This window comes from Gluconobacter sp. P1D12_c, assembly GCF_018812105.1.
Lineage (GTDB): Bacteria > Pseudomonadota > Alphaproteobacteria > Acetobacterales > Acetobacteraceae > Gluconobacter > Gluconobacter oxydans_A.
Window position 1 is genome coordinate 1 of record NZ_JACSIQ010000018.1, and the last position, 22,254, is coordinate 22,254.

The following is a 22,254-nucleotide window of genomic DNA, read 5'->3' on the forward strand; positions in this document are numbered from 1 at the left end:
GGCAAAAGCATGAAAAGCCAAGAGGGAAAACAAGGCGCTGCCTGTCGGTCGCCCGCGCTGCAACAGGTGGATCGCCGTCCGTCCTCCCCATGCTCGCCGGCTGCGCCGCCTGCGCGTGGGTCCGGATGACGCCGATCCTGCCGCTGCGCCCACCTGTTGCAGCGCGGGCGACCGACAGGCCGTCGCAAGGATGTTTGAAGAACCAGAGATGGATCGAGCATCATGCGACGCTACCAGTTTCCCTATGTTCCAACCCCCCGTGGCCGGCCTCCGATGCGCTGGACCGACACGCAGGAACCCACAACCTGCCGCCGCTGCAACACGCACTGGGAAGACGGTGATCCGGCGCTGACGATTGCCTGCACGGGCTGCGGCGCTCCTGCGGATGAGCCGTGCCGCCGCAGCTCAGGTGGCAATGAGCGTGTGTGCGCCTGTCGCGACGAAGCGGCCGTGCAGATGGGGCTGCTGACACGTTGTGAGGGGCTGACCTGGGACGGTCGCCACGAAAAGCCGTTGCTGCTGCGGGAACGCCCGATCGCCCACGCCCTGATGTGCCGCTCGGTGCGGACAGGCGCCCCGGTCAGTCGGTGGACGTCATGAGCCCGAATCTCGCGTCCTATGACAGCATCATTGTCGCAGTGTCCGGGGGCAAGGATGGCACGGCCTGTCTGCTCGCCCTGCTGGAAGCCGGTGCTCCGGCCGAACGCATCGAGCTGTGGCACCACGATGTGGACGGGGAGGGGGGATCCTTCATGGACTGGCCCTCCACCGCTCTGTATGTCGAAGCCCTGGCCCGCGACTTCGGACTGCCACTCTATCGGTCCTGGCGCGAGGGCGGCTTCGAGCGCGAGATGCTTCGCCACGATATGCCGACCGCGCCCGTGGTCTTCGAGACCCCGCAGGGACGCGTCGTCGCCGGCGGGCAGGGCCCGAACGGAACCCGGCTGCGCTTTCCACAGGTCTCGGCCAGCCTGTCCGTGCGCTGGTGCTCGGCCAGTCTCAAGATCGACGTGGCGGATCGCGCCCTCCGCGGACAGGACAGGTTTCTCAACCGTCGTACCCTGGTCGTGACAGGCGAACGTGCCGAGGAAAGTCCTGCACGGGCGCGCTATGCGGCCTTTGAGCCTCACCGTACCGACACGAGAAACGGGACGCGGCGGCGTCGGCATGTCGACCACTGGAGGCCGGTACATCAGTGGTCCGAAGCAGAGGTCTGGGCGATCCTGAAGCGCTGGCGCGTCATGCCAGCCTATCCATATCAGGTCGGATTTTCGCGCCTGTCCTGCGCGTTCTGCATCTTCGGCAATGCAGACCAGTTCGCCACCCTGAAATGGATGGATGCGAACCGGTTTGCGAAATTGAACGGATATGAAAAGGAATTCGGCTGCACGATCAAACGTGACCGGGGGCTCGAGCAGCTGTCGTCCGAAGGGACGGTTTATCAAGTGGCCCGGTCGCGGCCCGATCTGGTCGCAGCCTGCCTGTCAGACCGCCCGTTGCAGACGGTTCTGACAGAAAACTGGACCCTTCCGGCCGGTGCCTTCGGTAACGGGGGAGGACCCGTCTAGTTTCAGGCGCGGGCCGGACGGCCCCGCCGTTTTTCGGGAAGCTTCTTCACCGGAGGAAGGTCTTCTTCCTGAGGCGCAGAGGATCGGGTTCTGGAGCCCAGGCCGATTTCCCGCGCAAGAGCCGCGCGCTGCGCGGAATAGCCGGGAGCCACCATCGGATACTCGGGGGGCAGGCCCCAGCGGGCCCGGTATTCATCAGGCGTCATGTTGTACGCCGTTTTGAGATGACGGCGGAGCATCTTCAGCTTTTTGCCGTCTTCCAGGCAGATGATGTAGTCCGGAAACACGGAGCGCTTCGGGTTTACGGCGGGGGGCGGGGCTTCTTCCGCGACAGGCTCCGGCGTGGCTGGGGTTGCGAGAGCGTCGTGCACGCTGCGGATCAACGCAGGAAGCTGGTCGGCGGAGAGCGCGTTCTGCGACAGATAGGCTGCCACGATGTCGGCGGTGAGTGGCAGAAGATCGGCATGAGGGTGTGCCGGGGTCTCGGTCAGGTCAGTCATAAATGTCCCTCAGGGTCCTGGAAATGCCTTGTACATGGGTCGCACAGGTCATGATTTCAAGTTGCTGCTGAGAGTACTGCACGAGGGGTTAACAGGTTCCTGAGTTTGCCCGGGGAATAGTCGCCCGTCTTCGATCGTTACAGCACAGGTCGCACAAGATGCGGACAGTAAAAGAAGAAGAGGAAAGAAAAGGAAGGGGGAGAAGGGCAGGCACCACGGGATCGCCCTGTGCCGCAAGGGGTGGGTCCGTCCGTGTCCTCGCTGGCGCTGCGGGCCGGGCGGTCCCGACGCTGACGCGTCGCCCTTGCGGCCCAGAACGACGCCGCGCTCGCCGGAAAGGGTCAGAAAGGAGACAGCAGACGATGCCCGTCATGGCCTTCACACGCCCACCCCCCACACAGAATTTCAGCCTGGTTCAGGCCCACCGCGAGGGCTGGACCATTCTCGAAGGCTGCGGCCCGGAGCACGCTGACACCCAGCTGCGCGGCGTGACCTGCTCGGACCAGAATGCCTGGTGGCAGGTCGCGCGCCAGGCCCGTCAGGGATCCCCCTATCACCGTGAGGCCCTGTCGCGTCTGTCGTCCAGTGAGCGCGAGCAGATCTCCCTGCGCTTCGGTCCGCTGTGACCTGACCCGGAAGGCCTGAGCGCCTTTCGCCCGATCCCATCCTGTTTGTTTCCCGGCCCCCCGGTCTGCCCCCGCGCAGCACCGGGCGCTGCCGCTTGTCCGGAGTTTCTCCCATGAGCAAGACCCAGCTCAGCTTTTTCGACACCTCAGCCCTTGGGGGCGGCAGCAACACCCTGTTCTGGGGCGACCTGCCCGGAGATCGTGCGCTTGACGAGGCCGCGTCCCTCGCGAAAGAAGCCGCTGCAGCCCCGGTCGTGGCGCCTAAGATCGACTTCCGCCTGTGTGGCACACGCGACCTGTCGCAGGGATGGAAAGCGCGGGCGCGGGACAACCTCGCCGCCATCCGTCTTCTGACCGAACTGGAGACCGAGGGGCGCAATGCAACGCCGTCCGAGCAGGCTTTGCTCGCGAAGTTTACGGGATTTGGAGCCGGGGAGCTGGCCAACAGCCTGTTCCCCCGTCCGGGCGAAGCCTTCCGTCAGGGCTGGGAAGAAATCGGGGTGCAGCTTGAGACGCTGACGAGCCAGCAGGAGCGGGCCGGACTGGCGCGGGCCACGCAGTACGCCCATTACACGCCGGAACTGATCGTGCATGCGCTGTGGGATCTGGTGGCGCAGATGGGGTTCCGCGGCGGACGTGCGCTGGAGCCGGGCTGTGGCACGGGTCTGTTCATGGGCGCGATCCCGGAGAAACTTGCCCCCAAGACAGCCTGGACGGCGATCGAGAATGACCCTCTGACGGCCCGCATTGCCCGCAAGCTGTTTCCGAACCAGTGGGTTCGCGCCGAGGACTTCACGACGGCGAAGATTGCGGAGCAGTTCGACCTTACGATCGGCAATCCGCCGTTCAGCAACCGCACGGTGCGCGGCACGGACGAGCTGGGGCGGCTTGGCCTGTCCCTGCATGACTATTTCATCGCCCGCTCTGTCTCCCGCCTGCGTCCTGGTGCCATGGGGCTGTTCGTGACGTCACGCTGGACAATGGACAAGCGCGACGCCACAGCACGGCGCCACCTGTTCGAAACGGCGGACCTGGTCGGGGCGGTCCGCCTGCCGGCTGGCGCGATGCGGGATGATGCCGGAACCGACGTGGTGGTGGACGTGCTGGTCCTGCGCCGGCGCGAGATCGGGGACAGCCCGGGCGAGAGCGCCTGGCTGGAGGTTGCGGATCTGCCCGACACGGATGAGGGGGAGGGACCGCTCAGCATCAACCGCTATTTCGTAGAGAACGGTCAGCAGGTKCTSGGTCGGCACGGCTGGACGAGCGGACAGTTCGGGCCGGAATACACCTGCGCGGCGAACCCAATGCTGATGCTCGACGATGCCCTGCCGAGCGCTCTTTCCCGCTTGGCCAGGCTGGCACGCTTCCCGGTGCCGCAGACGTTCGATGTTGAGGTGCTGCGTGAAAGCCGCCGTGCGGATGTCGGCACGGCAGGGGGCGAGCCTCAAGGAAGGCAGCTACCTGATCGAAAAGGGTGCGCTGCACCAGATCATTGACGGCCAGTCGGTGCCGGTGAAGGTCAAGAAAGGCGAGCAGAAGGACGGCATCTTCCAGAAGCACGCGCGCATCATCGAAGGCCTGATCCCCGTCCGCGATTCCGCCCGTGCGGTCCTGCGCGCTCAGGTGGAGAACCTGCCTTACAGTGCACTCCAGGCGGACCTCAAGCGCGCTTACCAGACGTTCGTGCGACAGTTCGGCCCGATCAACCTGACGATCACCAGCACGCGTGTTGATCCCAAAACCGGGGACGAGAGCACGACGCAGCGGCGTCCGAACCTCCAGCCCTTCTACGACGATCCGGATGTCTGGCTGGTCAGCTCGATCGAGGAGTACGACGAGGACCGGCAGATCGGCACACAGGGGCCGCTGTTCTCCGAGCGTGTGATCCAGGCGACGCTGGAGCCGGAGGTCCACAGCGCCCATGACGCGCTTGCCGTCTGCCTGCATGAGACGGGTGTGGTGGAGATCCCGCGCATTGCCGAACTGCTGGGACGGTCCGAGGACGAGGTCATCGCCGAGCTGGGGAGCGCCATCTATCTTGATGCCGGACGCAGCCAGCCTGGACGCGATGTCTGGGTGCCAGCCGATGAGGCGCTGTCAGGCGCGGTGCGCACCAAACTGGCGGAGGCCCGCAAAGCAGCCGAGACTGATCCCCGCTTTGCCCGGACCGTGGCCGCGCTGGAAGAGGCCCAACCCGAGGATCTGCGGCCGAGCGACATTACGGCGCGTCTGGGGGCACCGTGGATCCCGACCGCCGATATCGAGGGCTTCATTGCCGAGGTCATCGGGGTCGAAGCCGGGGTGTGGCATACGAAGGAGGTGGCGTCCTGGACCCTGGACAAGGGACCGTTCCGGGGCAAGGCGGAGGCGACGTCCGTCTGGGGCACCGAACGGCGTCCCGCAGGGGAACTGATCGAGGATGCGCTCAATCAGGCCATCCCGCAGATCTGGGACACCTGGCGCGACGAGAACGGCGAACATCGTACCCTGAACGCCCAGGAGACCGAGGCTGCCAAGGAAAAGCTCGCGGCCATCAAGACGGCCTTCCAGACCTGGGTGTGGCAGGACCCGGAGCGCGCCGAGCGTCTGGTGCGGCTGTATAACGACACCTACAACAACCTCGTCCCCCGCGCATTCGACGGCTCGCATCTGCAGTTGCCCGGGGCCAGCACCACGATCCAGCTGCGTGCCCACCAGAAGCGGGTGGTCTGGCGCATCATCGCCACGGGCAACACCTACATGGCGCACGCCGTGGGGTCGGGAAAAACCTTCTCGATGTGCGCGGCCATCATGGAGCAGCGTCGTCTCGGCCTGATCTCGAAGGCCATGGTGGTGGTGCCGGGACACTGTCTGGCGCAGATGGCCCGCGAGTTCCTGATGCTCTACCCGACCGCGAAGATCCTGGTCGCGGATGAGACGAACTTCGTGAAGGCCAAACGCCAGCGCTTCCTCGCCCGTGCGGCCACGGGACAGTGGGATGCGATCATCATCACGCATGACGCTTTCAAGTTCATTCCGGTCGAAACCGCGTTTGAGCAGGCGATGATCGAGGCGCAGATCGCATCCTATGAGAGCCTGCTGTGCGAGATCGACGCCGACGACCGCATCTCGCGCAAGCGCATCGAGCGCATGAAGGAGGGGATGAAAGCGAAGCTGGACGGGCTGGCCAGCCGCAAGGACGATCTGGTGCATCTCGGCGAGATCGGGATCGACCAGATCCTCGTGGATGAGGCGCAGCAGTTCCGCAAACTCAGCTTCGGCACGAACCAGTCCAGCCTCAAGGGGGTCGATCCGAATGGCAGCGGGCGTGCCTGGGACCTGTACGTCAAGGCCCGCTATCTGAGCCGTCTCAATCCCGGTCGCGAGCTGGTCATGGCCTCGGGTTCGCCGATCACGAACACCCTGGGCGAGATGTACAATGTCCAGCGCTTCCAGCAGATCGACGCCCTGATCGAGCGTGGCCTGCATGAGTTCGATGCGTGGGCCGCCAATTTCGGGGAGACCCGCACGGAACTCGAGCTTCAGCCAAGCGGGCTGTACAAGCCTGTGACGCGGTTTGCGGAGTTCGTGAACGTGGCCGATCTGATGGCCATGTACCGGCATTTCGCGGACGTGGTGCAGCAGGATGACCTGCGCCAGTACGTGAAACTTCCCGAGATCGCCACGGGCGGTCGCCAGATCATCGTCGCTGATAGCGGACCCGCCTTCCGTGACTACCAGAGGGATCTGGAAGCACGGATCAAGGTGATTGAGGAGCGCAAGGGCAAGCCGCAGAAGGGTGAGGACATCATCCTGTCCGTGATCAACGATGCGCGTCATGCCGCGATCGATCTGCGCTTTGTCCGGCCCTGGGAAGACAACGACACCAGCAACAAGCTGAACGTCATGATCGCGAAGGTCTTCGACATCTGGAAGGCGACGCGCGAAAACCGCTACACCGATCCCGACACCGGCAAGCCGTATGACCTGCCCGGGGCCGTGCAGATGATCTTCTCGGATCTTGGTACGGAAGCGGCGCTGGAGAAACGGGGCTTCTCGGCCTATCTCTGGATCCGCGATGAGCTGATGCGGATGGGCGTGCCGCGCGACGAAATCGCGTTCATGCAGCACTACAAAAAGAGCGCGGCCAAGCAGGGACTGTTCCGGGATCTCAATTCCGGGCGCAAACGCATCCTGATCGGCTCGAGCGCGACAATGGGTACGGGCGTGAATGCACAGCAGCGTCTGATTGCCCTGCACCATCTCGATGTGCCCTGGCTGGTGGCCGACATCATCCAGCGTGAGGGACGGATTGAACGCCAGGGCAACCAGAACCCTGTGATCCAGATTTACGCCTATGCCCTGAAGGGTTCGGTGGATGCCACAAACTGGCAGCTTCTGGAGCGCAAGCAGCGTTTTCTGTGTCTGGCCATGTCGGGAGACCGCTCGATCCGCCGTCTGGAAGATATCGGCGAGAGTGCGAACCAGTTTGCCATGGCCAAGGCGCTGGCTTCGGGTGACGAGCGCCTGATGAAAAAGGCCGGACTGGAGGCGGAGCTGGCGCGCCTGCGTCGCCTCAAAGCCGCCCATTACGACGACCAGTTCAACGTGCGTCGTGCGATCGAGCGGGCCGAGCGCGATCAGAGGACTGCGGAGACGTTTATCCCGAAGATCCGGGCGGATATCGCGAAACGCCAGTCGACACGGGGCGAGGCGTTCCAGCTTGTGCGCAAGTCGGATGTGCTGACCGAACGTCAGGATGCCGGCAAGTGGCTGATGGGTCAGGCGCGCACGGCCAAACGCGCAGAAACGAAGGGTCGGTGGACACTTGGCGAAATCGGTGGCTTCGAGCTGGTGTGCGAGACCTGGAGCTCGACCTTCATGGACCAGACCGAATGGGACGCGACCATCGCCATCGTGGCCGAGGACCGGATGATCGGGATCGACTTTGATCACGACACGGCCCCGCTCGGCTTTATCGCCCGCATCGAGAACACCCTGCTGCGCTTCGACAGCGAGCTTGCGGATGCGCAGCGGCTGCTGGCCGAGACGGAACGCAAGCTGCCCGGCTACCGTGCCCGCGACGGGATGCCGTTCCGCGAGGCTGCACTTCTGGAGGAGAAGGAAGAAGAGATGGCGTCTCTGGAGGCGGATCTGGCCGAGGATACGGCGCGTCGGGAGGCTGAGGCTGCCGAGGCGCTGGCCGCGATGGAAAGTCTGAGCGTCAACGACAATGGGGGAGAAGGAGAGGAAGAAGAAGCGGCAGCATAAGGAGGGGGGMGGGGCGGGCATGGCCCGCCCGGTGCGGCAAGGCTCAGGCCGTGCGCGCTGCGCGCGGCCTTGCCGCACCGGACAGCCCCTGCATCCGCGGAGAGGTTGAAAGAGAGATCAGAGGAAGAGAGCATGTCCTATCGTATCGTCTATGACCTCGCCGCCGTGCGACTTCCGGCAGAGACCCTGCGCCCTCATGTTGCCGATAGCAGCTTCCATGCCGATCAGTATCTGCTGATGGAGTTGGGTGGCGATAACAATGTCTATGAGGGGCGGGGGTCGCTCCGCGCGAGAAGCTGGTCCCTGATTGGCGCGGGACAGAGCTGGGAGATCATGCGCGAAGTCGTGCAGTATGCCGCCTCCTGCGAGGGGGGCGGGATGCGCTTCTCCGGTGCCAGTGAGACGCAGGCAGAAACCTATATCCGCAAGTGCCGGACTGTTCTGCGGGACGCTGTGGGTGCGCAGGCGCTTCTGGATCGGGGCATGACCTGCACGGGACATTTCGCGCTTCGCAAGGGGCCGGTTTCCGCGTGGCTCCAGAAGCGTGTGGACGAGCTCTCGACGATCAAGGCGCCGGAGAGGACAGGCGAAACTCCGGTGTGGTCCTGGCTGAACCTGCTGCGTGACCCAAAGGATGCGGCAATTTTTCTGGCATACTCCAATCTGGACGACGCGCCTGTCTATAACCGGGCGACAGTCCATGGACCGTGTCATGAGCGACACGCCATCATGAAAGGCCTGATCCCACTGGCGGAGTGCGCAGCATGAGCCAGACGGACCAGACCACCACTTCCAAAGTTCTGTGCGGCGTGACGGTGGAGATCTTCACCTATCCGAACGGTGAAGCCCTGCTGCGCACCGTGGACACCTATCCCGTCAACGGGAATGACTGGCACGGGCCATACAAGGATGCCGCTTGCGCGGAAGCCGATTTCGTGGACCGCAACGCGCCGCCCGTAATTACCCCGGAGGATCTGCAACGGGGCCGCCTGAATGGTACCATTGCGCAAACGCGTGATGGTGCCGAGATGATGCTGACCATGGATCGCTGGACCGGGGGCAGTTGTCTGACGTCGTTCATTGTCAGACCCGAGGGGCAGGTATGAGCAAGGCCAAACCGTCAACCGCAGGCCTCGTCTGCCGGCACCTGGATCTCAGTACCGGGCATCTTCCGGTCGCAGAGCGCGACGCGTGCGAGCTTTATCTCAGCAGCGGGGGCACAGCAGGGCGAAGCTGTCTTGGCGGACCCTATGGCTGGATGATTCATGTTCCCGACGAGGGGGAGGACGTCCCGCAGGACGTGTCTCCCGAACTGGCCGCCCTGATGGCTCAGGCCCGGGAGCAGGACTGCCATTACCTTCATTTTGATCGGGATGGGTTCATCGACGGGACGCTGCCTTTTTACGACTGAGTCGCTACCGCCGTGCCTGTCTCAGGACAGAGAGAAGGCGACGGGAAGAGAAACGGCAATGCGAGAGGGAGCCGCCACAGGTCGCGGCTCCGCGCAAGGCTCAGGCCTGGCGCGCTAACGCGCGGCCTTGCGCAAAGCCACGCCCTGTGCCCGCGCCGAGATCATCACAACAGAAAAAAGGAGAGAGGCGTGTCAGACCCGGCAGGACAACCCGCGGCCGAAGTGGCGCTGAGAGCAAATCTGGCACTGATCTTTGAGGCGATGCGGACGCATGGCGTGAAGACGGTCAAAGTTGAGTACGAGGCCAAAGAAGGCTGGTGGACAACGCTTCATGTGACAGCGGGCGACAGCCCGGATCTGTTCGAAGACCTGTCCCTTGAGAAGGCCGTTGCAGCGCCTGGACCTGACCAGACGATTGCCCCTCTGTTTCCGAACAGTGTTGACCTTGTGGTCTGGCACTGCGTCGAAACGGTTATCCGGCGCGTGCAGGCCGATTACGACACCGACGAAGACGGCTCTTACGGCACGGCCACGCTGACGCTGGCAACGCGACAGCTGGAGGTCGAGCATATCGAGCGTGTGGTCTCCCACCTCGCGCACAGCCTGACCGCCTGACTTCTCCCTCCCCACGACACCCTTACGACATCACTGGAGCCCATCATGGACGAACTGCGCCTTGTCGATCCGAACAGCCTTGTCGACAATCCGGATAATCCCCGCAAAGCAGAAAGCAGCCAGGACAGTATCCGACGCTTTGCGGCGAACATTTTGCAGGTGGGACTCATTCACCCGCCGAAAGTGCGGGAGCTGGAAGACGGGCGTCTGATGATCATAGCGGGTCATCGCCGGAAACGGGCCTCCATCTATGCCGGACTTTCACAGATCCCGGTTCATGTGACGCGCGAAGAGAGCAAGCACGAAGCCCTGGCGGCGGCCAGTGAGAATATGATCCGCGAAGGCATGTCCGAGCCGGACCAGTGGCGTGCCGTAACCCGGATGCGCGAAGAACTGGGCTATACGGATCAGCAGCTGTGCATGGCGCTGATGATCACGCCTGCCTATCTCCGTGGACTGACACTGCTGGCGAAGCTGCATCCACCGATCCTGCATGCCATCGAGATTGGCCGTGGCCCGGACCTGAGGGAGCGTCGGACACTGGCCCTGTCATCGCTGGAAGATCAGGCGGCCGCCTGGGCTGAGATGTTCGCCGAGAGCGTCGAAGACGGGGAGGACCCGGCCGGGTATCGTCTCAATGCCAAAGATCCGGATGATACCGTGAACTGGCGCGACTTCACCTGGCACCTGCAGCAGGACGAGTGGTACGCGCGTGATGCACGGTTTGATGATGCGCTGGCGCAAAAACATGGCGTTGTCTGGACCGAAGATCTGTTCGGGCAGGGCGCTGACGACAATCGCTACGTCACGGATGCCTCGGCGTTTCGGGCTGCGCAGGAAGACTGGATCGCCGAGCATCGCCCTGACGGAACGCTCGTTGTTGAGACGGGCGAGTACGGGTCTCCGCTTCGACCAGAAGGCTATAATTTCGTCACGCGCTGGATGGGTGAGCAGGAAACGGACGTCATCGGTTACTGGCTCAACCCGAATACCCTGAAAATCGAAGAGCGGACGTTCCGCTACACGGGTGAAGAAACCGTCCGTTCTGAACCGCGCGTGGTGGAGCAGACGCCACCCCCAAAGAAGGAGCGCGCTGACATCTCCGGCACGGGTCTGAAGATGATCGGCTCCGTGCGGACCCTCGCGCTGAAGAAGGCCCTTCAGGCGAAAAGCGACGACGCGGACCCGTGGGATCTGGTGGCCGGGCTGTTGCTCGCGCTGAATGCCAACAACGTCCATATTTACGGCTGCGAAAGCAGTTCGCCTCAGGAGAACGCGGTGAAGACCGCCATGGAAGCGCTGTTTCCGGAAGGCGAACTGGTGCGTGATGAGGCGCTCATCCGCCGCCACGCGCTGGAAAGCCTCGGAGGATTCATGAACTGCGAGGTCAGCATGCACTCCGGCTCCGGTATGGCAGCGGAACTACTGGGTTGTCTGTTCGGTGCCGATGCCCACATGCCGAGCATGGCCGATGAGGACTTCCTGAAGACCTACAGCAAGCCCGGCATCACCAAGGCGGTCCAGGCGCATGGGCTCGCGCCACTCAATACGGGCAAGGAGATGCGCGCTGCCCTGCTGAACGCCGTGGGAGACGGACACTGGGTCCCGGAGGCCGCAGGCTTTGCGCAGGCGACTGGCGTCTGGACCGAGGAGGTTCGAACCAGGCAGGCCCGCCGCGCAAAATGGGCCGCCCTGAAAGACGATCTGGAGGCCGAGGATGAAAACGGCCTGGAATGCGGGGACGCGGAGGATCTGGAAGACGTGATGGACGAGGGCGGAGGAGAGGCTCGCGAGCCAGACGTCATGGACGATGAGCCGACAGAAAAACCGGACCTCGTGGTGCCGCAGGAACTGGTGGCCATGCAGGCTGCCATGGGAGGGCGGCTGGAGATCCTTCGGGTCTGAGGCAACGCAATTGCGGCCATGTTCCGGGCCAGACTTGCGCGTAGCGCCTGATCTGGCACAACAGGAGATTGGGGCCGCCTGATGAGTCCGCGCGACGAAACGTCTGTTCAGGTTACGGTTCAGACGTCGCGGCCCCCGAAAATCGTAACCGGATGTGGGTCGGGGGTCGTTTGCCCACAGTCGTCAGAGTGAAAGGGGAAGCCATGATCTTCGTGATCGTGGTGGACCGTAAGTGGTTTACGAAGATCCTTCGTAAAACGAAGAAGACCCTTCAGGCGGTTGCCACCGCACTGAAGAGCCTCTCCGAGTAAATCACTTAAGGTAAACCGGGCCGTGAGGTGTTTTTTGCGAAGCCCCTCACGGCTCACCTCTGAACTTGGACGAACCGGTTGCGATTTTCAAGGGCGGAGTCAGCATGGCTCCGCCCTTTTTCATGCGGTGAGACGCAGCCTTGTTCCACAGGGCAGGACAGCCCGCGCAAGGAAAGAAGACGAGAAAAGAGACGACAGGAGGAGAGAGGGGCGGGGGGTGCCAGAGCCTGTCTGTCGCCGCAAGGGGTGGTGTCCTCGGCTGACGCCTGCGGGACCGACGCTGACGCGTCGCCCTTGCCCCGCCAGTCAGGCCCTGACCCCGGAGAGGACAGTTGAAGAGACATGAAGAGAAGGAGATCAGCATGTCCGAACACCCGACTGTCACCGTGGGCACCCGCGTCAGCACAAACCTGTACAACAGAGGCCGGGGCGTCGTGTACGCGGTCCATGGCACGCCGCGTCCCGAGACAATCAGACGCCTTGCTGGCGGCTTCATCGCCGCGGGAGGCAATGCCAGCTTTGATATCGTCTTCGCCTGCGGGAGTATCAGCAAGAAGCTGCCCGAGAGCATTCTGCACGGTGTGCAGTGGAGGATCTTCCACGACGAGCCCAAGGCCGGCCCTGAGGAAATTGCGCAGCTGCACGCTCATGCCGAAGCCTGCCGTGCTGAAAAGCAGGCACAGAAAGAGCAGGCCGAGGCAGCGCACGCGGCCGAAATCGAGCGTCTGCGCGTCGATCCCGAGTACGCCCATCTGGAGCAGGGCTCGGATCAGAGCGGCGTGCTGGCAGGAAAGAACATCCGCCGCCTGCTGAAAGCCGCCCTGCCAAACCACAAATTTCGGGTGCGCAAATCCTCCTACGGGTCCGTGTCGATCAGCTGCAACGATCCTCTGGATGATGCGGCGCAGGAGACTGTTGACGACATCAGAAAGCGTTTCAGATCCGGGTTCTATGACGAAGTAACAGATTGCCACTCCAAGAGCCGGAGCCCCTGGCAGGACGTCTTTGGCAGCGCCGAATACGTCTTCTGACCCCACCTTACCCCTTCACAGTTTTTTCAGGCCGCCGCGAGGCGGCCTTTGTCATATCTGGAGATCGACATGGCTTTCTTTACGCTCAGCGCTACGCCCGCCACCGCAAAACGTGAGGGCTATTTCACCAGCACCACGATGGCGCTCATGTCCCATCTGGGAGAGCGGCGCATTGTCGAGGCGAAGTCGGTGGATGGCCTCAAGCCGCTCATTTTGGGCTTCGGCCGTGACACCGCGCTTCATCACCCTGGGCGGTCATTCAAGATCATGGTCACGGTCAATCGTGGCAGCCGCAAGCCGCGCGGTTTCGACGCCGCTTACGTTTCAGAGGCGCTTGGCACCTCTGAATGGCTCGAGACCACGATTGCAGATCCGGTTCCCCACGAGGGCATGGCCGGTGTGGCCTCATGGGGAACACGCTACACACCATTCCGCATGGACGGTGCAGAACCGCGCGAGGCCTCGCTCACCGAGGCCGAACGCCTGTCTGAAGACGGCCATCTCGGGTTCAAGGGATGGTCCGCGGACGTTGCAGCCTGTCTCGAAACCGCAGGCGCGCCTGCGGCCGCTCTGGGTGGCGAGACCCGCGACGCTCTGATGGCGCGCTATCGCGCCCACCAGCATCCTGCCCTGACGGCTGCTGTCCTGAGTTCGGCTTCACTGGCGGACCAACGGGCGGCCTGAGGCCAATGCAGGGGAGCGGATGATGTCTCCCCTGCCAGATCCAACAGTTCAAAAGACGAGCGAGTTTTCCATGGTCGATGAAAGCCTTCTCCAGATCGAGACCTGTCTTCTGGATCACCGCAGGGTCCATCTTGGCGTTGCACCGGATGGGCGCGTCTATCTGCGTGTGACGTCGTTCTGGCCGAAAGAGGCCGCCCAACACTGGCACGGCCCCTATTCGGACCGACAGGCGGCCGAGACTGATTTTCGAACCCGGACGCAGCCGCCACGCGTCACGCGCGCCCAGATTACCGAGGCCAGTCGCCGCGGGGAGCATGGCACGGTCGAAGGTGTTCCCATGATCGTTCTGAGGCATCACTGGACAGGCCACCTGACCCTGACGGCGTATCAGCTGGTGGATGAGGCGGAGCAGACGCAGTCCGCGCGCCAAAATGGACACATCTGAACTCCGTATCGTCACCCGCGAGATCCGGGCGAAGGAAGAGCAGGAAGAAGAGAGAGGGAAAGAAACAGAAGGCGAGAGGGGCAGCACAGGCTGTCTGCGCTGGCAAAGGGTGGGTCTCCACGCGTCCTCGCCCTGAAGGGCTCCGGGTCGTGGAGATCCCGCCGCTGCGCGGCGCCTGTGCCATCACAGCCATCCTGTGCCTGTGCCGGAGAGGTCATCAGAGAAAAGAGATGACGGCAACAGGAGTGACCTTTCATGCAGATTTCCCAACAGACCCTTCAGGACATCAAGGACGTTGCCGGACTGGCCGGTGGGTTCTTCGGTTTTCTCGCCCTGGTCTTCGCCTTTACGTGCCTGCCGAGCTTTCTGGCGGGCCCGGTGCCCCATCATTATCTCGCCTCCGCGTCCCATGCCGCCCACGGTCGGGGCTGACGCCTCCACGTCTCCGAACGCCCCACGCCCCGCCACCGAGCGGGGTTTTTCATTTCTGATCCGAGGAAAATATCCCATGATCGTGACCTTCGACCGCGCGTTGATCGAGCGCCTTCTTGCCCATGCCGAGGCCGCGTCCGAGCGCCGCGCCACGCTGACGCAGCTCTTTGACAAGAGCCTGCGCAAGCCCGGGCATGGCGCGCGCGAATGGGGCCGTCAGGAAGACGTCGATCCCGCAAAGATCCCTGCGGGTCTGTGGCTGGTTGGAGATCACGGGATCTACATGATGTCGAACGGGCTTCCGCTTCTGCCGTCCGATGACGGTCAGAAGCCCAATCTGTGCGCGTATGCCCGCGAAGCAGACCCGGCACAGAACGCGGGCAGGGCTTATGACGTGAAGCGCCAGGCTTTTGGCGGGGATGACGGATGCGAGTTCCTGGAGGCAGCGCTTGTGCGGCAGGCCCTCAAGCGGACGTCAGGCGACACACTGCGCATGACCATCACCCCGGAAACCCTCGAATTTCTGGCTTGACCGGCCGGCTTTGAAATCCTTCAGGAGAAAAAGAATGTCCGATGCTACGCCTCACACGGTGTCTCCGGCGCCGGTGTCCCGCGACCAGATCTGGGCCTCGGCCGTTGCCGTTGCCGTGGCCGCTGACAGCGTCGAGCAGCTGCGGCGCTGCGACGTTGACCGCGTCGTCTCCCTTGTGGACGCGGCGGATCGCACCGCGCTGACGGGCTGGCTGATCGCGCGGCGGCCCGATCTTGCCGGCGCTGTCGCGGAGGCGCTCTCCGCCCTCGCGCAGGAGGCCTACGCATGAGCCTGCTATTGCCACACCTGCGGCGCGTCCGCATTGAGGCCGAAGGCCTGACGGCCACACAGTGGAGTTCCCCGCAGGACAAGGCCAAACTGGCCAATGCAATCCTCGCCTTTGTTGCGAAAGGATTGCCGGAGGAGGGGTTCAGCAAGGCGCTGTACCAGCGTGTCAGCCAGATGTGGGGGTTCATCGCCTGCTTTAACCGGGACGGCTTTGCGGGCCGGTATTTCTGCTCGACGCAGGGGCGTCTCGCCTTCCTCGATCAGATCATCGCGCGTGGCGGGATCGGCGATCCCGCTTGGACCTGGTCAGACGTGGAAAGCCGGATCGCGGCACTTCTGGTCGAGCATCAGGTGCCGGACCTGTATCGCGCCGAACTGCGGCAGGAGACTGTCCGAGGCGAACAGGCGCTGTTGCGCAGGCTGATCGACCGTCACGGCGTGCCGGCCGATCATGCAGGCCGCATCTCACTGGCTCCGGGGTTGTCTGCACCGCTGTCCCGGCAGCAGCCTGTTCAGATGGGTCTGCTCTGACACGCTGCGCTGTCCGTGACGGCGCAGGAGTCCGGATCGTCAATCAGTCCGTGGACGACCTCCCATCCGCCAAGAATATTCTGGGCCGTCTCCCAGGCGACGATCTCGGCGCGCAGCGCCTGCGCAAGATCGTCATAGATGCCGTCGCGCTGCGGATCTTCGATCTCGCGGCGCTCCGCCTGTTCCGTGAGGGACCGTGCGTCGGAAACCCGCGCCAGGGCCCGACCGACCAGAAGCGTCAGCCAGTCAGACGCCATGCGCTGACGTCCCTCCCGCGTGTCGGGCAAGGGCGTGGCTCCGAAAATCTGTCGTGCCCTCTCGCGTCCGAACGCGCGGAGGCGCTCAACCTGTCGGGGCGGTGTCACGCCGCGGATTTCAGCAAGCGACCGCAGCTGCGTTTCGGGCAGGATTGCGTCGGTGAGCGCGTCCAGGGTTGGCGCAAGACGCCGCTCCTGTGGAAAGCGGATCACCGTGGCGGTCTGATCTGTCTGTGCACTCATCGGTGTCCTCCTGTCGTTGTGGCGCAAGCGTAAAGCGCACGACAAACAAAAGTCAATAAAAACAATAAGATACCGGCATTATGGGGCCGTCGCGAAAACCTCTGGGGGCCGAAGGGAGAGGCGCGGGAAGGAAAAAGAGGAGGGAGGGAAGGGGCTCTCATGGGGCAGGCGTCGCAGCAAGGGTGCGTCGCTCCGCTCCCGGCGCACAGCGCCGCCCTTGCCACGCCGCCCGCCCCACGAGGCTGCCGATCGGGAACGAAATAAACCCAGAGAGGCAGAGCATGTCCAAGCGCAGGAAAACAGATCTGACAGCAGCCCGTAAAAAGGCAGAGGTCTTCGGGCCGGATACGGTTCTCTTTGCAGACCTTCAGGTTGACGAGACGTTTTGCATGGCCGGTGCCGAGTTGTCAGGCGTGTACCGCAAAGTGCGCCGTAACCATTACCGGCACAAAGGAATGCTCTGTTTTGCGAGCGATGGCATGGCCGTGAAGCGCGCGCCTCTGCCTCGGACCGGGGACTGAGACCAGGCTCCCTGCTTTTCTTCTTCCTCCACTGACATCAGGGCCGCGCTGCGGCCCGCATCCGGTCAATAAACACAAGAAAGGAACCGCATCGTGCAGGTCCAGACCATCACAGCTCCGTCCAGTCTCCTTCCCGTGCTTGAGGCGCCCGTCTTTCATCGCGCCGTCTCGGCAGGCCAGACCATTGGCCGCGCACGGCGCTTTTACGCGGAAGCCGATCATCTGGCTGATGACGCGGATGACGATCGTCTTGGGGCGGCGTTGCGCGCCGCACTCCGTCGTGATGCCAGCGCTGCCCATCGTTCGGCGCGCCGTACTCTGCTGAGTGTCTCCCATTGACAGCCGCGAGCCTGCACTCACAACAGGCCGTGTCATCCTGGCATGCGCAACACAGGCGTCCGGGAGGAAAGGGAATGGCGATGCGACATCACAGAGCGGGGCTTGCCCTGAGCGCCCTGTTCTGGGCATCCGCAAGCCAGGCGGCACCGGCTGGGTGTGCCGACTTCGGCGGAGACGGCCAGCTTCCGGTCCTGACAAGCGAGGCTCTGGGGCAGCAGACCGTCCTTCTGTGCAATGACGCCTTTGCTGTCCTGCACTCGGGAATCAGTCATGGCCCCCTGTGGACGGCAGAGCACCTGACCGAGGAAGACCTGGAACGCAGCATGCAGATCGGCCGGGTTGTCCGGTTCTTTCACGCTGATCAGCGTCTGTCTTTCGAGGACCGGGCCGAGCTGAGCGATTACCGCGCGTCGGATTATGACCGCGGCCATATGGCCTGTTCGGGCGATGAGCCAAGCCGTCGTGCCCAGGAGCAGAGCTTTGCGCTGTCCAATGTTGTCCCCCAGACCCCGGAACTGAATGAAGGCATCTGGACGGGTGTGGAAATGGCCGTGCGCGGGCTCGTACGGCGCGAGGGCGAGCTTTATGTCGTGACTGGTCCTGTCTTCAGCTCCCCGAGAAAGACAATCGGCTGGCATCGGATCTCTGTGCCGTGGGCGACCTGGAAGGCCGTTTATGATCCTGCCGAAGATGCAGCGGGGGCGTATTTCTGCCTGAACACTACCCGGCCCACCTGTACGATCATCAGCATCGGCGCCCTGACGCAGGCCACGGGTGTTGATCCGTTCCCGTCGTTGCCAGACGACATCCGGCAGACGGCGATGGCCCTGCCTCATCCCCGGCAAAGTCCGTATGCCGTCAGGAGCCAGGCCGATCCGGAACGGACGACTGCGGAGACCAGGCCGTGACTTTCTTTCCATTTGAAGAGGGGAGCGCGCGCCTGCAGATCGATGATCTGGCGATCGAAAATGGCGCAGAGTGCATTGCCGTGTCCGGGCGCCTTGAAATCCGAAGGGACAGGATCGGTCTGCAGGACATTCATGCGTTGAAGGCGCACATTGACGCCATTGCCCGCGAGCTTGAAGGATCGGCCCATCTGCCGGACCGCGCGCGGGGCGCTCGACCGGGCGGCGTGATGCCCGCTCCCATTGCGGATCGGGACTGTGCCTGAAGGTGTAGGAGCGTCTGGCGGGGAAGGTCTGGAGTGCCACAAGCCTCACTCCGGACAAGAAGACCTTCCACCCCAGCTTCCTCCGCGCCCTTCGGTTGCTCTGTGCAGCCGGGTCCCCTGAGAAGGCATCCTGTCCTGCGCTGCGTTTGTGACGGACCTGAAAGTGTCGAGACGAAAGGCGTCGCTGCGCTTGCTTTCGCCCCTTTTGCCTCCGGCACGGGTCGAACGAAAGGCTTGTTTAAGTATTCGTTAAGTTTGTGGCGACGATGTTTGTATATGGGAAAGTCACGGCAAATAACAACCGAGAAAACCGCAGTAAAAAGCCGTTTTTCCTTGCAATACTTACGGATTTTTCCTAAATTAAACCCAGATCACAGGGGCGTTGAGGCCGGTTCTGACCGTTGCGCCGTCCCGAAACGAAAAGGATGACGATCATGGCACGCTTTGAGCCGTTCAGACTGTCTGACAACGACCGGACCGACATCGTCAAAGGCGTTTCCTGTGCCCTGCTGCTTGAACGCCATGGCTATCGTCTCGACAAGCCCGAAAGCACGCGCAACGCTCTGAAATACCGGGCAGGCAAGGGCGAGACAATCATCGTCAACCATGAAGGCCGCGGCTGGTGGGATACGGGATCGGACGAAAAGGGGGATGTGTTTTCTCTCATCCAGCGCCTGACGCCCGGTCTGAAGTTTCATGAGGCCTGCCGTGAGCTGGGTCAGCTGGTCGGGATTGAACCGAAAGGGGCAGAATACGTCCGCGAGCGTCAGGCCAGGACGCCAGACGTTGCCCCGGCCGAGCGCTGGCAGGCCAAGAAGGAGCTCAAATCCGGCACGAAGGTCTGGGCGTATCTCACCGAGGAGCGCTGCCTTCCGGAATGGGTTCTGCGTCGGGCCATCATGACCGGCTGCATCCGGGATGGCTATCACGCCGCCTGGTTCTGCCACCGCGATGCCAAGGGGACCATCTGTGGTGCGGAACTGCGCGGTCCGGACACGCATATCTGCCTGTCGGGTACGGTCAAAACGCTGTTCCGGTTCCAACCCGGCCTTGGCCGCACGGTCCGTCGCCTGGTGGTGAGTGAATCCGCCATTGATGCCCTGTCCTATGCCGCTCTCGACAGCGAACGCACGCGCGAAACCCTGTACTGCTCGACCGCAGGTGGCATGGGGCCGGAGACGGTCGAAGCCCTCACGGCCGAACTGACTGAGATGGCAAAAGATCCGGCAGCCGTTCTGGTGGCCGCAACCGATAATGATGAAGCCGGCAACCGCTATGCCGCGCGCCTGGCAGAGCTGGGCCGTGAAGCCGGTGTCCGTGTGATCCGCCGTATTCCCCACGGGGGCTGCAAAGATTTCAACGACGCCCTGAAGACTGTTGTGGCTGCCCGCGCCGCCTGAGGAGAGACTGATGACGAATGACAAGGCACGACGGGAAATGGAGGCTCTGTTTCCCGGCCACGAAAAAAATGACGCCCTGAGAGCGGCCTTTCTGGCGCACCCGGACGCGGACCACTATCTGCGCCTGATGCCAGACCTCGGATGTCGCGTTCCCTGGGCTCTGGTGGAATACGGTCCTGAGATGGAGCGGGGTCAGGGTCTCGTGGTTGGCGGGCACTGGAGTGCGGCAGGCTGGGATCTGTCCGGGCGCATCGTCCTGTTTATTCAGTCTCCGACCGGAGACAGTGGGTTCCTGACCTGCCAGGCGGGGGAGCAGCAGCTTGTCCTGATTGGCACCGTTCCCGGAAGCACGCGTCATCCTGACCGTCCGGATGCCGTGACACTTCTGGGACATGTCGCAGAACTGACCGCCGCCTGGCATGCCGATGCCGAGACGACCCGCGTCTGGCATACCTGGGCCCTGCTCCATAATCAGCCGCCCTTCCCGCAGACTTATGTCGAGATCGCGTTCGGCGGCGACGTGCTGCGCGGTCTCATGGTTGGAGGAACGGTCCTGGCGGACGGGACGTGGGATTTCGGGCAGGAGTTTGACCTGATGGTCGAGCCGGACGTGATCCTGAGCCTTGATGGTCGCCGTGCGACGCGGTGCGAGGTTCTTCATGGTACCCGAGAGCAGGGACGTGGTCGTGGATAATCATCTCTCCGGACTGACTCCCTCCCAGGCAGAGGCTGCGCGCCAGACTGGCCCTGTTGTTGTTCTCGCGGGTGCCGGGACTGGCAAGACCAAGACGCTGGTGGCCGGGATCGTCGACCGTGTCGTCAAGCGTCGCATGGCGCCGGATCGTATTCTGGCCGTGACGTTCACCAACAAGGCGGCCGGGGAGATGAAGACCCGCATCGCGGTGGCCCTGAATATCGCTCAGGCGCCGTACTGGGTGGGCACCTTCCATGCGCACGGGCGTCGCCAGCTGCGCACCGATCCTGATATTGCCGGGCTGCGTCCGGGGTTCGACGTCTGTGACAGCGAAGACAGCACGAAGATCGTGCGCAGGCTTCTGGAAAAGGCGATTGAAGCAGGCGTCATGAACGCCGACGACGGAGAGACGTTTCGCAAGCGTGTGAAGTCCGTCAGCTCGCGCATCGCCATGCTCAAGGAAAACATGGTGCTTCCCCCGGATGCCGTGGCCTGGGTCGAGGGACGGATTGCGACGGATGTCATCACCGAAGGCGATGATATCATGGTCTGGCGGGATGCGGCCGTGCTTTATCCTGCGTATCAGGCGATGCTGCGCGAAAGCAATCGCGCGGATTTTGCAGACCTGCTGCTGTGGCCTACCGTGACCATGCTCCGCGACGAACGCTACAGACGGGACTGGGCGGACCGGTTTGACTGCGTGCTGGCCGATGAGTTCCAGGACGTTAACCGGCTCCAGTTTCTCTGGCTGAAATGCCTGTCCAAAGACCACAACGAGCTCTTCGTTGTCGGCGACGATGCGCAGTCAATTTACGGCTGGCGTGGGGCCAACGTCCGGATTATCCGAAGCTTTCTCAAGGAGTTTCCGACCGGACGTCTGATTGCCCTGGAGCAGAACTTCCGCTCGACCGGCCATATTCTGTCAGCAGCCAATGCGGTCATCTCTCATGACACGAGCCGTCTGGAGAAGACCCTGTATACCGCGTCCGGAGATGGGGAGCCAGTGGATATTCTGCGGCACACTGGCAGCCAGGACGAGGCCTCCGGAATTGCCGCCGAGATTGGACGTCGTGCCCTGGAAGGTGTGCCTTACGAGGACATGGCGGTGCTCTATCGCTTCAACCATCTCTCCCGGCTGCTGGAAGAGTCGCTGCTGCGCGCAAAGATCCCGTATGAGCTGGTCAATGATACCGCCTTCTGGCAGCGCGCGGTGGTCAAGGACGCGCTGGCTTTCCTGCGTCTGACATGTTTTCCGTATGAGCGGCAGTCAGACGAAGCCTTTCGGCGGATCGTCAATCAGCCCGCCCGGGGGATCGGGGCCAAGGCCATGGCAAAATTCGAGCAGGTCGCGGACGAGGAGGCAATCTCGCTTTATGATGCAGCCGAGCGCACTGTGCAGGGCCGCACCGGGAAGGCTGCCGAAAAGCTGCGTGGCTTCCTGGGGTCACGACACGAAAGTGTACTTTACGTACGCTTAGAGTGAACCCAACAAGAACGTTG

Annotated in this window: 27 protein-coding genes; 23 read left to right on the forward strand and 4 right to left on the reverse strand. The window is 63.1% G+C overall.

Features of this window, described 5'->3' with window-relative positions; genetic code table 11:
* On the reverse strand, nt 1-224 hold a 224-nt coding region (locus tag KP705_RS13945; RefSeq protein WP_215764670.1), incomplete at its 3' end, for a hypothetical protein.
* Here KP705_RS13945 and KP705_RS13950 point away from each other — a divergent pair.
* Both KP705_RS13950 and KP705_RS13955 read left to right on the forward strand, forming a co-directional pair.
* Nucleotides 223-600: a hypothetical protein gene (locus tag KP705_RS13950; protein WP_034954418.1), complete on the forward strand. Its 378-nt coding sequence runs from the start codon at nt 223-225 to the stop codon at nt 598-600. The genes KP705_RS13945 and KP705_RS13950 overlap by 2 nt on opposite strands.
* Nucleotides 597-1,568 (forward strand): phosphoadenosine phosphosulfate reductase family protein, encoded by a 972-nt coding sequence (locus KP705_RS13955; RefSeq protein ID WP_215764671.1) that lies wholly within the window; start codon nt 597-599, stop codon nt 1,566-1,568. The genes KP705_RS13950 and KP705_RS13955 overlap by 4 nt, the downstream gene beginning before the upstream one ends.
* Before the next feature lie 2 nt (nt 1,569-1,570).
* Here the strand turns inward: KP705_RS13955 and KP705_RS13960 are convergent, their stop codons facing one another.
* Nucleotides 1,571-2,068: a MucR family transcriptional regulator gene (locus KP705_RS13960; protein ID WP_215764672.1), complete on the reverse strand. Its 498-nt coding sequence runs from the start codon at nt 2,066-2,068 to the stop codon at nt 1,571-1,573.
* 158 nt (nt 2,069-2,226) lie between these two features.
* Here KP705_RS13960 and KP705_RS20165 point away from each other — a divergent pair, with 158 nt between their 5' ends.
* From KP705_RS20165 to KP705_RS14010, 11 genes are all read left to right on the forward strand, one after another.
* Nucleotides 2,227-2,694 (forward strand): hypothetical protein, encoded by a 468-nt coding sequence (locus tag KP705_RS20165; RefSeq protein ID WP_252348403.1) that lies wholly within the window; start codon nt 2,227-2,229, stop codon nt 2,692-2,694.
* Nucleotides 2,695-2,807: 113 nt separating this feature from the next.
* Nucleotides 2,808-4,190 (forward strand): hypothetical protein, encoded by a 1,383-nt coding sequence (locus KP705_RS21440; protein WP_374195571.1) that lies wholly within the window; start codon nt 2,808-2,810, stop codon nt 4,188-4,190.
* Nucleotides 4,096-7,944, forward strand: coding sequence for a DEAD/DEAH box helicase family protein (locus tag KP705_RS13970; protein ID WP_374195572.1), 3,849 nt, complete (start codon nt 4,096-4,098; stop codon nt 7,942-7,944). Before KP705_RS21440 ends, KP705_RS13970 begins: the two co-directional genes overlap by 95 nt.
* A 132-nt stretch (nt 7,945-8,076) precedes the next feature.
* A complete protein-coding gene (locus KP705_RS13975) occupies nt 8,077-8,712 on the forward strand; it encodes a hypothetical protein (protein ID WP_211497663.1) in 636 nt (211 codons plus the stop codon).
* Nucleotides 8,709-9,050 (forward strand): hypothetical protein, encoded by a 342-nt coding sequence (locus tag KP705_RS13980; protein WP_211497662.1) that lies wholly within the window; start codon nt 8,709-8,711, stop codon nt 9,048-9,050. Before KP705_RS13975 ends, KP705_RS13980 begins: the two co-directional genes overlap by 4 nt.
* Nucleotides 9,047-9,355, forward strand: a complete 309-nt coding sequence (locus tag KP705_RS13985; RefSeq protein WP_211497661.1) for a hypothetical protein — start codon at nt 9,047-9,049, stop codon at nt 9,353-9,355. Before KP705_RS13980 ends, KP705_RS13985 begins: the two co-directional genes overlap by 4 nt.
* Nucleotides 9,356-9,544: 189 nt before the next feature.
* Nucleotides 9,545-9,970 (forward strand): hypothetical protein, encoded by a 426-nt coding sequence (locus tag KP705_RS13990; RefSeq protein ID WP_211497660.1) that lies wholly within the window; start codon nt 9,545-9,547, stop codon nt 9,968-9,970.
* Nucleotides 9,971-10,015: 45 nt separating this feature from the next.
* A complete protein-coding gene (locus KP705_RS13995) occupies nt 10,016-11,875 on the forward strand; it encodes a ParB/RepB/Spo0J family partition protein (protein ID WP_215764673.1) in 1,860 nt (619 codons plus the stop codon).
* A gap of 673 nt (nt 11,876-12,548) precedes the next feature.
* The gene (locus KP705_RS14000) at nt 12,549-13,217 is read left to right on the forward strand and encodes an LPD29 domain-containing protein (protein ID WP_215764674.1); all 669 of its coding nucleotides are present in this window, start codon (nt 12,549-12,551) and stop codon (nt 13,215-13,217) included.
* 69 nt (nt 13,218-13,286) lie between these two features.
* Nucleotides 13,287-13,901, forward strand: a complete 615-nt coding sequence (locus KP705_RS14005; RefSeq protein WP_215764675.1) for a hypothetical protein — start codon at nt 13,287-13,289, stop codon at nt 13,899-13,901.
* Nucleotides 13,902-13,920: 19 nt separating this feature from the next.
* Entirely contained in the window at nt 13,921-14,346 is a 426-nt protein-coding gene (locus KP705_RS14010; protein ID WP_215764676.1) for a hypothetical protein, read from the forward strand.
* A 183-nt stretch (nt 14,347-14,529) separates the two neighbouring features.
* Here the strand turns inward: KP705_RS14010 and KP705_RS14015 are convergent, their stop codons facing one another.
* Nucleotides 14,530-14,856: a hypothetical protein gene (locus tag KP705_RS14015; protein WP_215764677.1), complete on the reverse strand. Its 327-nt coding sequence runs from the start codon at nt 14,854-14,856 to the stop codon at nt 14,530-14,532.
* Here KP705_RS14015 and KP705_RS14020 point away from each other — a divergent pair.
* Genes KP705_RS14020 through KP705_RS14030 form a run of 3 tightly spaced genes read left to right on the forward strand, consistent with a single transcriptional unit; the run spans nt 14,855 to nt 16,129 of the window.
* Nucleotides 14,855-15,310, forward strand: coding sequence for a DUF3085 domain-containing protein (locus tag KP705_RS14020; RefSeq protein ID WP_215764678.1), 456 nt, complete (start codon nt 14,855-14,857; stop codon nt 15,308-15,310). The genes KP705_RS14015 and KP705_RS14020 overlap by 2 nt on opposite strands.
* 34 nt (nt 15,311-15,344) lie before the next feature.
* Entirely contained in the window at nt 15,345-15,599 is a 255-nt protein-coding gene (locus KP705_RS14025) for a hypothetical protein (RefSeq protein ID WP_215764679.1), read from the forward strand.
* Nucleotides 15,596-16,129: a hypothetical protein gene (locus KP705_RS14030; protein WP_215764680.1), complete on the forward strand. Its 534-nt coding sequence runs from the start codon at nt 15,596-15,598 to the stop codon at nt 16,127-16,129. The genes KP705_RS14025 and KP705_RS14030 overlap by 4 nt, the downstream gene beginning before the upstream one ends.
* Here the strand turns inward: KP705_RS14030 and KP705_RS14035 are convergent.
* The gene (locus tag KP705_RS14035) at nt 16,111-16,629 is read right to left on the reverse strand and encodes a hypothetical protein (protein ID WP_211497559.1); all 519 of its coding nucleotides are present in this window, start codon (nt 16,627-16,629) and stop codon (nt 16,111-16,113) included. The two genes, KP705_RS14030 and KP705_RS14035, sit on opposite strands and share 19 nt — an antisense overlap.
* A 281-nt stretch (nt 16,630-16,910) precedes the next feature.
* On the opposite strand from KP705_RS14035, the gene KP705_RS14040 reads away from it, so the two are divergent.
* The 7 genes from KP705_RS14040 to KP705_RS14070 all read left to right on the forward strand — a co-directional run bounded on the left by KP705_RS14040 (nt 16,911) and on the right by KP705_RS14070 (nt 22,237).
* Nucleotides 16,911-17,150, forward strand: a complete 240-nt coding sequence (locus KP705_RS14040) for a hypothetical protein (RefSeq protein ID WP_211497560.1) — start codon at nt 16,911-16,913, stop codon at nt 17,148-17,150.
* Nucleotides 17,151-17,243: 93 nt separating this feature from the next.
* Nucleotides 17,244-17,489 carry a hypothetical protein gene (locus KP705_RS14045; protein ID WP_203549326.1) on the forward strand — a complete coding sequence of 82 codons (246 nt, stop codon included), beginning with the start codon at nt 17,244-17,246 and terminating at the stop codon, nt 17,487-17,489.
* 74 nt (nt 17,490-17,563) lie between these two features.
* Complete coding sequence (locus tag KP705_RS14050) at nt 17,564-18,397, forward strand: DNA/RNA non-specific endonuclease (protein ID WP_211499499.1); 834 nt, start codon at nt 17,564-17,566, stop codon at nt 18,395-18,397.
* Nucleotides 18,394-18,660, forward strand: a complete 267-nt coding sequence (locus tag KP705_RS14055) for a hypothetical protein (RefSeq protein ID WP_203549324.1) — start codon at nt 18,394-18,396, stop codon at nt 18,658-18,660. The genes KP705_RS14050 and KP705_RS14055 overlap by 4 nt, the downstream gene beginning before the upstream one ends.
* Nucleotides 18,661-19,094: 434 nt before the next feature.
* On the forward strand, nt 19,095-20,060 hold the full coding sequence (locus tag KP705_RS14060) for a DUF3991 and toprim domain-containing protein (protein ID WP_215764682.1): 966 nt from the start codon (nt 19,095-19,097) through the stop codon (nt 20,058-20,060).
* A 10-nt stretch (nt 20,061-20,070) separates the two neighbouring features.
* Nucleotides 20,071-20,754 carry a hypothetical protein gene (locus KP705_RS14065; RefSeq protein WP_215764683.1) on the forward strand — a complete coding sequence of 228 codons (684 nt, stop codon included), beginning with the start codon at nt 20,071-20,073 and terminating at the stop codon, nt 20,752-20,754.
* Complete coding sequence (locus tag KP705_RS14070) at nt 20,747-22,237, forward strand: UvrD-helicase domain-containing protein (RefSeq protein WP_308267562.1); 1,491 nt, start codon at nt 20,747-20,749, stop codon at nt 22,235-22,237. Before KP705_RS14065 ends, KP705_RS14070 begins: the two co-directional genes overlap by 8 nt.
* The last annotated feature ends 17 nt before the right edge of the window (nt 22,238-22,254 follow it).